The 10,267-nt window shown below is 68.1% G+C and carries 10 protein-coding genes; 3 read left to right on the top strand and 7 right to left on the bottom strand.

Annotation, left to right across the window (positions count from 1 at the left end):
* Positions 1–128: 128 nt before the first annotated feature.
* Positions 129–749 carry a hypothetical protein gene (locus VNG13_02825; GenBank protein ID HVA59454.1) on the bottom strand — a complete coding sequence of 207 codons (621 nt, stop codon included), beginning with the start codon at positions 747–749 and terminating at the stop codon, positions 129–131.
* 126 nt (positions 750–875) lie between these two features.
* Positions 876–1,031, bottom strand: a complete 156-nt coding sequence (locus tag VNG13_02820) for a hypothetical protein (protein ID HVA59453.1) — start codon at positions 1,029–1,031, stop codon at positions 876–878.
* 738 nt (positions 1,032–1,769) lie between these two features.
* Between VNG13_02820 and VNG13_02815 the strand changes: the two genes are divergently transcribed.
* Positions 1,770–3,338, top strand: a complete 1,569-nt coding sequence (locus tag VNG13_02815) for an NAD(P)/FAD-dependent oxidoreductase (protein ID HVA59452.1) — start codon at positions 1,770–1,772, stop codon at positions 3,336–3,338.
* Positions 3,339–4,132: 794 nt separating this feature from the next.
* On the opposite strand, the gene VNG13_02810 is transcribed toward VNG13_02815, so the two are convergent.
* The 3 genes from VNG13_02810 to VNG13_02800 all read right to left on the bottom strand — a co-directional run bounded on the left by VNG13_02810 (position 4,133) and on the right by VNG13_02800 (position 7,304).
* Positions 4,133–5,365: a DUF1501 domain-containing protein gene (locus VNG13_02810; protein ID HVA59451.1), complete on the bottom strand. Its 1,233-nt coding sequence runs from the start codon at positions 5,363–5,365 to the stop codon at positions 4,133–4,135.
* Positions 5,366–5,393: 28 nt separating this feature from the next.
* Positions 5,394–6,695 (bottom strand): DUF1800 domain-containing protein, encoded by a 1,302-nt coding sequence (locus VNG13_02805; protein ID HVA59450.1) that lies wholly within the window; start codon positions 6,693–6,695, stop codon positions 5,394–5,396.
* A 72-nt stretch (positions 6,696–6,767) separates the two neighbouring features.
* Complete coding sequence (locus VNG13_02800; GenBank protein HVA59449.1) at positions 6,768–7,304, bottom strand: hypothetical protein; 537 nt, start codon at positions 7,302–7,304, stop codon at positions 6,768–6,770.
* A gap of 89 nt (positions 7,305–7,393) precedes the next feature.
* Between VNG13_02800 and VNG13_02795 the strand changes: the two genes are divergently transcribed.
* A complete protein-coding gene (locus VNG13_02795) occupies positions 7,394–8,014 on the top strand; it encodes a PaaI family thioesterase (GenBank protein ID HVA59448.1) in 621 nt (206 codons plus the stop codon).
* Here the strand turns inward: VNG13_02795 and VNG13_02790 are convergent.
* Positions 8,011–8,604, bottom strand: a complete 594-nt coding sequence (locus VNG13_02790; protein HVA59447.1) for a DUF998 domain-containing protein — start codon at positions 8,602–8,604, stop codon at positions 8,011–8,013. The genes VNG13_02795 and VNG13_02790 overlap by 4 nt on opposite strands.
* Positions 8,605–8,689: 85 nt before the next feature.
* Between VNG13_02790 and VNG13_02785 the strand changes: the two genes are divergently transcribed.
* Positions 8,690–9,259, top strand: a complete 570-nt coding sequence (locus VNG13_02785) for a TIGR03086 family metal-binding protein (GenBank protein ID HVA59446.1) — start codon at positions 8,690–8,692, stop codon at positions 9,257–9,259.
* 31 nt (positions 9,260–9,290) lie between these two features.
* Here the strand turns inward: VNG13_02785 and VNG13_02780 are convergent, their stop codons facing one another.
* Complete coding sequence (locus VNG13_02780; protein HVA59445.1) at positions 9,291–9,845, bottom strand: hypothetical protein; 555 nt, start codon at positions 9,843–9,845, stop codon at positions 9,291–9,293.
* Between the last annotated feature and the right edge of the window lie 422 nt (positions 9,846–10,267).

Below are 10,267 nucleotides of genomic sequence, written 5' to 3'. Positions count from 1 at the left end.
GCGTCACCCTCGCCCTGGTCGTTCACGACGTCCATGCTGGTCGTTGTGCTCATCACGTGCGCTCCTCCCCGAGACCCCGGCAACTGCCGGCAGCCCCAGAGTCGGGCACCGAACTCACACACAGACGATTAGACACGCTCTACCACGATCTGTTCCGGGACATCCGCCGCGCCATCTACCGGCGTCGCCTGCCCCTGCGCAAGTGCACTCGGAAGCGGTCGCAACTTGGTGCGCACCACCTCGGGCGCGGTCTTCTCGAACAGGAAGCCATACTCGGCGTCGGCCGTAGCCACGGTCAGGTGGGTGTCCCGGCCGCTTTTCCTCGCGGCGAGGGCGAACACGCCTAACGTCATCGCACGCGCGGCCGTCACACGTCGCGTCGTCTCACCCTCGACGTCGACAGCCTCGATCTTCGCCCAGGGCATGACGACCTTAGGGCCGAGATTGGCCCGCCACTGCAGTCCCTCGTCAGTGATCTTGAGCGTTCCCATGCCCATCGACTTGGTCGGGGTTCGGACATTGAGGTAGCGGACGTTCACTCCGATCGTGCCCGTCGGAACCCCCGCCCACCATTGCCCGTCCACCCGGGCTGCGATCAAGGCCGCATTCGCTGCGTCTACTTGGGCGGCCTTCTCGCTGGCCTGCGCCGCCGCATTGGCTGCCTTGTGTTCAGCCCGCGTGGCTCGCGCGGCCGCCTGCTCGGCCCGGATCTCCTTGAACGTCTTGCGCTCGCGTCTTTCCACGCTCATGCGATGTACCTCTCTGCTTCCCAGATGCGCCGGTCGATCTCAGCGCGTTCAGTGTCGGTGAGTGAATCGAGGCGGGCCCGAACGGTGTCCACGTCGACCCATAGCTCCTCGGCCAGGTCATGCTCGTCACAGGATCGCCAGGAAGTACGGGGCGCACGCGGCGCCGTAGGATTCCGGGGTTTCCTTGAGTAGCTTCGTGGCCTCGCTGTAGAAGCGGTCGGGTTCCTCCCGGAAGCGACGCTCCCACTCGGTAAACGCGGCTGCGACGATCGCCTCGTCCATCACGACCCAACCCTTTCCGTTGCCCCACCTGTTGCGCCCATCATGGCGCCCGGGTGGGGGGCTGTCGCTGTTTTCGGGGGTGTTTCCGGTGTTGTGTGGTGTGTTTCCCCTGCGGATGGGGCATGATCGCGGGCGCCGATCGTGGTCGTCGAGCATCCGGAGGTCACGGTCATCTTGACCGCCGACTGGGCGGGAATCCTCAACGCGCTCCCCCAGGCGGGGACGTTTGAGGCGGGTGAGGAGATCGGGGCGCTCGTCTGGCGGGAGACACCCGACACGGTGAACGTGTTCGACTGCCAGCCGTTCATCTGGCTGGGGGCGGAGCGTCTGCTTCTGCCGACACTCCTTGAGGGTGTGACGGCGGGTGGCGGCCCGGGGTCGTTCTCTTACGACCCGACCGGGCAGCGCCCCGGTACTTCCCCTGGTCGCGCCCCTGCGGTGGTGTCCCCGGCACCCGCCGCAGGGGCGTTGCCATGTGCACGGGACGTGGGTCAGGTGTGGGTCACGAGGCTGTCAGACCAGGGCGGACGGTGGCGGCCCGTGGCGGGTAAAGGTGAGGCATCGCAACGATTCCCGCCCGCTGACCTGCACCATTGACGTGATTATGAGTCCCCTGCTCTAACCAGCTGAGCTACCGCCCCGGGCGACGCGGTTCCGTCTGAACTGTGTGGCCAATCGAACTACACCCATGGTTCCCGCAGGCGCATCGGGTCGGCCCGGCGCCGGTAGCGTGACGCCGTGGATCTGCCCGCCCGTGCCGAAGTGATCGTGATCGGCGCCGGGCACAACGGGCTCGTAGCCGCGGCCATCCTCGCCCGCGCCGGTTTGGATGTGCTGATCGTCGAGGCGGCCGACACCGTCGGAGGGGCAGCCCGCACCGAGGCGCCCTTCCGCTCCCTCCCCCAGCTGCGCCAATCCACCGGCGCTTATCTGCTCGGCCTGATGCCACCTGAGCTGCTTCAGCTCCTGGACGTCCGGCTACCTCTGCTCCGTCGCGATCCGCACTACTTCCTGCCGACGCTGTCCGGACGCAGGCTGCTCTTCGGACGTGATCGCGGCGCTGTGAAGGCACAGTTCGTGGAGTTCTTCTCGGCGGCCGACTGGGTCGCGGATGAAGCGCTGAACGCGGAACTCGCCGCCCTGCGACACGATCTCGCGCCTGCATGGCTCGCCGAGCCCCTCACGACCGAAGAGACCGCGGAGCGCTACATCCGGCCAGATCTCCGCGGGATCTTCGTCGAACTTTGCTGCGGCTCGGTGCTCGACTACCTCGAACGCTTCGGATTCCGCGACGAGTTGCTCATCGCGATGTACGCCGTGACCGACGGTCTCTCCGGCCTCGCCGGGGGAATCGATACACCGGGCTCGGGTCACAACTTTCTGGTGCACAACATGTGCCGGCTCCCCGACGCCGACGGCACCTGGATGATCGTCCGGGGCGGGATGGGAACCGTCACGCAGACCTTCGCAGATGTTGCCGCCCGAGCCGGCGCCGTCATCCGTACCGGTTTGACGGTGGCCCGGATCGACGTAACCGCCGGCTCAGCGGACGGTGTCACGCTCGCCGACGGGCGCAGCGTCCACGCCGATGCCGTCCTCGCCTGCGTGGACCCGTTCCGTCTCGACTCACTCGTCCGGCTGCCAGCGCCACTACGCAGCCGGGTGATGGAATTTGCCCGCCCCGGTTCGACACTCAAGGTGAACCTGGCCCTCTCCGGATTGCCGAGATTCAGCTGTCAAAGACCCGGCGACCGCAGCCCACTCGGCGCCACGATTCATCTGCTTCCCGAGGAGCGTCCGCTGGCGGCCGTGCGCCGGGTCTGGACCGACGTGTCGCAAGGCAAGCTCCCGGAATTCCCAACCATCGAGTGGTACGTCCATACGACGGTTGACCCGTCCCTCCAGGACCCGGGTGGCCACCATTCCGCAGCCCTTTTCGTGCAATCGGTTCCCTACCAGCCGGCCGGTTCGAGCTGGGTGAACGAGATCGACGGCTACGTCGAGCATCTGCTCGGAATCTGCGACCGGTTCGCGCCCGGAACATCAGAGCTCGTAGTCGACACATTCCCGCTCGCCCCACCGGACATCGAGCGCCATTTCGGCATAACCCACGGCCATATCCATCACGTCGACAACGGGGTGGCCTTCGCCGACCGAATGCCCTACGTCACCGGGATCGACGGTCTCTACGCCGGCGGCGCCGGGTGCCATCCCGCAGGCTCGGTGATCGGAGCGGCCGGCCACAACGCTGCCCAGCGCATCCTCGACGATCTAGGTCGAACCGGCCGCGGGGGCGCCGGCAGCTGAGATCCTCGCTGCCGAACCAGCCGGTCCCGCAGGTGGGCCGGCGACCAAACGAGCCTCAGCGGCGGCGCATCGTGCGTCGTTGCCGCATGATCCGGAGGAACCGGCGGATCAGCATGCCCATACGAGCAGTATCCCCCGAGCCGGTCGTCGCCAGGGGCCCGGGCGACCGGCAATCCGACGATCAGCCCTCCGAACGTGACCGCGGCTGCGGAATCAACCGGATTCCAGTCTCCTCCGGCGCCGGGTCTCGGACCAGGTCGCGTCGATCCCGAACCCGGAGCTCGCTCACCCGTCTTTGGGCAGGCACGCTGAGTCGACCCATCTGCGCGAGGCATACGAGTCGTCGGAGTTCGGCGTCCTCCACCTCGGACAGCCCAAGTGTCAGATGCACGGCTCACCCCCTGCGGTTCACTCCATCCTGACCGACCCGACGGCCTAGGGAACCGTCCGGCCGGCCCAATCGCGCGCGCCGCGGGTACCCCCGCCCGGACCTGCCAGCTAGCCAAACCGAACTAGTCCGCACGCATCTCCCACGGACACTCGGCGGCATCAGGGACCGAGTCGGCGCTGGTCCGGGAGGCCGATCTCGGCCGGCGTCGGGGATGACCGAACCGGCAAAATGCGGAGGACGCATTTCGCAGCGATCGCCCGCACGGATGTCGATGTGCCCGCGGAAGGGCCGGCGCGCGTCCTGGCGTTCGACCGCGCCGGCTTCTGCCACGCATGCGTCTGCGGATGCGGGATCGCCAGGGTGCCGCCGTCCGATGCCGGTTGGGTCCGACCGGACTTACCGCTCAAATGAAGGACAGCCTAGGCAACGGTTGCGTGCCCAGCGAGACGGACGCGTCCACCCCGAGAACCCGTTCGAGAACTGTGGCGTAGATCGAGCGAAAGTCGACCGACCATTTGAGGTTGCCCAGGTCTAGGTCGGTAAGGCTTGGCTGGCCACCGTAGAACCCGCCCCGGATGGACGGCCCAGCGACAAACACGTCGTTGGCCGTTCCGTGGTCGGTGCCCTGGCTCGCATTGGCCGCGACCCGGCGACCGAATTCGGTGTACGCGACGACGACCACGTCTTTGCCGTGCGGGACGTTCTCCAGCCCGTCGAGGAATTGCCCCATGGCTGAATCGAACTCCCCGATGAGCTGGGATTGGGTGCCTTTCTCGTCCGCGTGGGTGTCGAAGTTGCCCATGCTCACGGCGTAGACCCGGGTGGGGACGGAGGCAGCGATGCAGGCGCGGACCGCGGCGAGCGACCGTGCGAGCTCGCCGGACGCGTTCTCGCGGATCGGGCCGGTGACCGTCGCACCGGTCCGGCCCCCACCGTCCAGCGCGGCGAGCACCGGCCCCAGCCGGTCGGCCACGGTAAACAGGTCCGCTCCGGTCTGCGCGGCTCGGCCGAGCAATTCGGTCTCCCCGGGGTAGGGCTGCTCGACCGCGCGCAGCGCGGACCCGAGTGCGCCACCCGGCAGGATGATCGGCCCCGGATTCACCGTCGCGCCGGCAACCTTCGCGCCGGCGAGCAGCGGTGGCAGCGTCGGTCCCACCCCCACCGCGCGCAGCGGGTCCGTTCCGGTGGCGTCCAGCCAGCGACCGAGCCAACCCGTGGGTTCGGGCGTGCCGGGCGAGGCGGTCTGCCAAATAGCCATGGACCGAAAATGGCTCAGATCCGGGGACGGATAGGAGACGCCACGGACCACAGCGAGCCTCCCGGCACGCCACAGGTTCGCCAACGACGTCATCGACGGGTTGAGACCGAGTTGATCGTCGAGGTGCAGGACCTCAGCTTCGCTGTACGCGAGGTCAGGGCGCGCCGAGTGGTAAGCGGGATCGGCGTACGGGACGACCGTGCTCAGACCGTCGTTCCCCCCGTACAGGGTGACCAGAACGAGGATGCCGGACCCGGCCGCAAGTGGCGCCCGCGAGGCGGCCGCGAACAATGACGACCAGGGCACTTCGGTGGCGCCGGCGGCGAGCGCGGCAGCACCCACCACCCCGGATGCCGTGAGGAACTGTCGTCGCGACATCCTCGCCCGCTTGACCATCACGAGTTCCCTAGTTGAGGACGTACTCGGGTGCGATCAGCGCCAGCGTCATCAACCGCTGCGGGTCGTCGGCGACCCGACGCAGGGCCGCCGCCGAGGTCCGGCTCCATCCGTCGACGGACAGGACTTGGGCGGCTGCGTCCACCCGGCCGGCCACCGGTTCGTCGGCGACGGCCGAAAGGTCGGCTCGGGCCGCGGCGGTCGCGGCAAAACGCAACCGTTCGTAGCTCGAGCCGGTGCTGAGCCAGGACTCGTTTTCGGGCCAGCCGCCGACGTTCGGCGGCACGAATGGCAGCTCCCCGAGGGCGGTGAGTACCGGGATCAGTGCGGGCGAGTCGGCCGGTAAGCGCAGCGCCCGTAGGGTGCCGACCACGTACTCCAACGGCTGCTTTACCAGTCCGGACCGCACCGTCGGGGACAGGAAGTTCGGATGCAGCAGGATGGCCTTCAGCAGCGAGCCGATGTCGAGCGCGGACCCGTAGGCGGGCAGCAGTGCGGAGGTCATCTGGTCGTAGTGCGGGATCGGCATCGCGAACCGGCTCCACAGCCGTGAGATGACCCAGGCTTTCGACGCGTTGGTGTGCGTCAGACGCGCGATCAAGTCCGCGCCGTCGAAATGGCCAGTGAACCCCAGCACCGACTTGACCCCGTCGTCGTGCTGCGCGGGGAGTTCGGCGAACTGGTCCGTACGCCGGTTGTAGTGCCATCCGGTGAAACAGCGGGCGGCTTCGCGGACGTCCAGCTCCGAATAGGAGCCGTACCCCAACGTGAACAACTCCATCAGCTCACGCGAGAAGTTCTCGTTGGGATGGGCTTTGCGGTCTTGTGCCGCGTCGAGCCAGATCAGCATCGCCGGATCCCGCGCGACGGTCAGGGTGAGCGCGTCGAACCCGCCGGAGCCCATCGACCGGAAGATCTCGTTTTGACGCAGCATCAGCGCGGGCGAGCGAACCTTCTGGACCGACGTCGCGAAATGGGTGTGCCAGAACCAGGTCAGCTTCTCGGTGAGCGGATTGTCCACCGACGCCATCCGGTCCAGCCACCACATGGTGAGCTGCCGCTGCTGGCGCGCGAAGGCTAGCTGGAACCGCTTGCGGGCCGCAGAACCGGCCCGGGAGCCGGGCGGTTCCGGGAGAGCCAACGAGGGTGCCGGCGTCGCCGCGACGCCGGGGTCGGTCGGAACACGATCGAGGAGCCACGCCACCGTGCCGGCATACCCTCGCCGCTCGGCCAGGGCCAGCTCCTCGGGCCGGGCGCCGAAACCCGCCCTGCGGTACAGATGCGCGAGCGCGCTGCGGTTCGCGTCGGACACAGCGCAAAGCAACCAGCGCCATGTAAGGGCGGTGTTAGCCACCGTCCATGGTTTGGGCAAACCCGGGCGGCCTCAGGTCAAGCCGACCTCGTTCAGCAACCCGGCAATTCCCCGCACACCGCGCACCCGAAGGAACGTGATCCCGGCATTGGCCGGATCCTCGACAGCTGCGGCAAAACGCCGCCGATAGGCGTGGTGCTGTGACCACGACCAGGCAATGATCGACTTGTCCGGGTCGAGGCGCAGCAGATTGGTCCATCGCTCGCGGTTGCCGTTCCAGAGCTCGGTCCCCAAAACGACACGGCGCAACGTGCGTCGGATGATCCTGCGCATGACCAGCCAGCGGGGCGGATCCAGCCAGACGACCGTGTCGGCGCGGCCCCAGACCAGATCGCGGACTACGGAGTAGTTCCCATCGACGACCCATCGTTCGGCGGCAACGAAAGCGGCCACCCTCGCGCGGAAATCCTCGGACGGCAGCTCCCGCCAGTCAGGCTGGTGGAAGAGCGCGTCGAGTTCGAGGTGCGGCGCGCCGAGGCGCTCGGCCAGGGCCGCGGCGAACGTGGTCTTTCCGGCCCCGCTGTTGCCGACCACCGACACCCGGTTCACTAGGTCAGAGTATGGATGCGGCGGGACCGGGTCGGGTGATCGCGGGCTCCCGGGCCACCCGGCCGGATCCGGTCGGGTAAGAAGGACGGATGGATGAGGAGCGCGCATCGCAGGAGCTCGCAGATCAGCTGCGCCGAATCATCGGGCGGCTGGCCGTGGTCCGTCCGCAGGGTGACGAGTTGAGGCGAGCGGCCGAGGTGGCGGGGGCCTTCGCCGACCGGCTCGACCAGTTACCGGAGCGTGGACGGACCTGGGAGGTCAGCGAGGCGGGACTGCTTCCTCGGGAATTCCAGGCGTACAGCCCGCTGAGCGGCCCGCGGAATCCGCTGGCGCCGCCGGTCAGGTTCCACTTTCCAGATCAACAAACCGGCGAACGCCCAATCTTCGGCGAGGTTACGTTCGGCGCTGCCTACGAGGGGCCACCCGGTCATTGCCACGGTGGTTACGTCGCGGCGGTGTTCGACGAGCTTCTCGGCTTCGCCCAGTTCAGTCCCGGATTCACCGCGTACCTGCACGTCGACTACCGCAGGGTCACACCGCTGCACCGCCGGCTCGACCTCAAGGCCTGGGTCGAGCGGGTGGAGGGTCGCAAGCGCTACGTGCGCGGCGAGTGCCGCGACGGATCGGTCCTCCTGTCGGAAGCGGAGGGCCTGTTCATCGCGCCACGCGACGATGCCGAGTTCCTCTCGCGGCTGGACCAGCAGCGCTAACCGCGCGCCAAGGAGCCCCGGCCGGGCCAACGGCAGGAGATGACGACCGCCAGCGGCCAGAGCGCCTGGGCACCGGCCGCTGCACGCTCGGCAAGCCCCCGCTCGGCGCCGCCGAGCTCGGCCGCGAACCATCCCACCAAGCCAAGCAGAACCGTGGCGGCAGCGTAGGAGGCACGGCGGCTGAGCAAGCCGGCCGGAGATTCCTCGAGCCAGGCCCAGGCCGGCCAGAGGCCGAGCGCAGCGAACGAGGCGGTGGCGGCGACGGTATGTGCGATCGAGTCGCCGTGGGCGGGTTGCGGGAAGGCCGCGACGAGCACGGTCGCGACACCACCGGCGCCGAGGATGGCCCGGCCCACCCTACCCGCGGGTCGCAGGCCGGCGGCAGTGGTTACGTGGCAGACACCTAGTCCAGCGAGCGCGGCGGTCATCACCAATCGGTCGGTCGCGCCACGGGCCGCCAGCGCGCTGATCGTGTCTCTGATCGCGGAGTAGCTCGACGGCTGCCTCGACGCGGCCAACGTCCAGCCCCCGATGAGCAACACCGGTGCTGCCCCCGCCGACGCCACTGCCCAAGCCGGGATACGCCGCACGGAACGGACCCTATCCGCGGGGCAGGCATCGTGGATCGGACGGTGGGGTGGGAAGATCCCGGGAGGGTGCGAGAAGGGCAGGCACGTGAGCGCAGACCGTCTGGAAAGGGCGTTCGCCTCCACCGCCGCCGTACTGGCGAAGGTGAACGCTGAACAATTCGATGACCCGACGCCATGCGCGTCCTGGCGAGTACGCGACCTGATCAACCACGTGGTCGGAGGCACCACCTTCTTCGCGGTTACGGCCGAGACCGGGACCTCGCCGGGTCGCGGTAGCCAGCCAACCGACTTCACGGTTGGCGACTACCGCGCGAGCTACCAGCAGGGTGCCCAACGAGCCGTCACCGCGTTTCGAGCCGAGGGTGCGATGGACGCCCTGATGAGCGTGCCGTTCGGCCAGTTACCGGGATCGGTGTTCGTCAACATCGCCGCGACGGACGCCTTCGTGCACGGTTGGGATCTGGCAAAGGCGACCGGGCAATCCACCGACCTCGATCCGGAGTTGGCCGGGCAGCTCCTCGCCTCGGCGCAGCGGTCGTTCCCCGACACGATGCGGGGCGACGACGGCAAAGCGCCGTTCGGAGCTCCCGTCGAGGTCGCGGAATCAGCGGCCGCCGCAGACCGCCTGGCCGGTTTTCTCGGCCGTCAGCCCTGAGCTGCCGCCTGACCTGGTCCGGGTACCCGGGTCAGGTCAGGGTCCCCAACGGGACCTCGTCGAATCGCGCCAATGCCGAATGGGTCGCCTCGTCGACCGGCGTGTACGACACGATCCGCACCCCGGTTCGCGGTGCCAGCCACAGGTTGGTGAAGTTGAACTGCAGCAGCCCGAGTTCCGGATGCAGGAACCGCTTGGTGAGGTTCTCGGGGGCCGCCACATCGTGTCGACCCCACAGGGCAGCGAACTCCGGCGACGCCTCCTGGAGTCGTTTCACCATGCACTTCCAGGCCGGCTCGCCGACGTGCTCGGCCATCGCCGCACGATACTGCGCGACCATCCGCGCCCGCGTCTCGACCCGATCGACCAGGCACGAGCGCAGCCGGCTGCTGGTGAAGATCAGCCACAGCAAGTTGCGCTGGTCGAACGGCAGCGCATCCAGGTCCCCGGTCAGCACCTGGTAGGCGCGGTTGTAGGCCAACAGGTCATAGCGGCCGTTCGTGACGATCGCCGGGAACGGATGGAGCTTCGCGAGGATCGCGTGCGCCTGCGCCGACACCGCCTGGCATTCCGCCCCGATCTCCATCAGCGGAGAACCGGCACTGTTCGTCCTCGCGGTGCAAGCGACGATCGCCGTCGGCATCGCCGTCGGCAGCCGTGGGCTCCCCCACGGGGTGCCGCAGCACGGGCTCCCGCGACAGGACTCGAACCTGTAACATGCCGGGTTCTCGCAGCGTGTCCATCATCGTCCGTACAGGATCATGTCAATCCGGCGTTTCCGCAGGTCAGAAGGCCTTTTCGATCCAGGGACGTCCACCCGTCGTCCATGATCGTTCAGAGCGATTTCGGCCCCGCGTTGCTACAAACGGCTCATCCGGGAAGTCCGTGGGTTTGAGGGTAAAGCTGCAACCCGCCGAGGTGGAAGTAGATCGCGGTCTTGAAGTGCTCGCGATTGCGGTACCCCCGGGCTGAGACGCGGATCGCTTGGATGCGTGAGTTCAGGCCTTC

This window comes from Mycobacteriales bacterium (assembly GCA_035533475.1).
Lineage (GTDB): Bacteria > Actinomycetota > Actinomycetes > DATLTS01 > DATLTS01 > DATLTS01.
This window is presented reverse-complemented; position numbering and strand designations above follow the sequence as displayed.

Bases quoted from the DNA above. Each gene is read 5' to 3' on its own strand.
- VNG13_02825 (HVA59454.1), bottom strand. From the start codon at position 749: ATGAGCGTGGAAAGACGCGAGCGCAAGACGTTCAAGGAGATCCGGGCC.
- VNG13_02820 (HVA59453.1), bottom strand. From the start codon at position 1,031: ATGGACGAGGCGATCGTCGCAGCCGCGTTTACCGAGTGGGAGCGTCGC.
- VNG13_02810 (HVA59451.1), bottom strand. From the start codon at position 5,365: ATGTCGCGACGACAGTTCCTCACGGCATCCGGGGTGGTGGGTGCTGCC.
- VNG13_02795 (HVA59448.1), top strand. From the start codon at position 7,394: ATGGATGAGGAGCGCGCATCGCAGGAGCTCGCAGATCAGCTGCGCCGA.
- VNG13_02780 (HVA59445.1), bottom strand. From the start codon at position 9,845: ATGGAGATCGGGGCGGAATGCCAGGCGGTGTCGGCGCAGGCGCACGCG.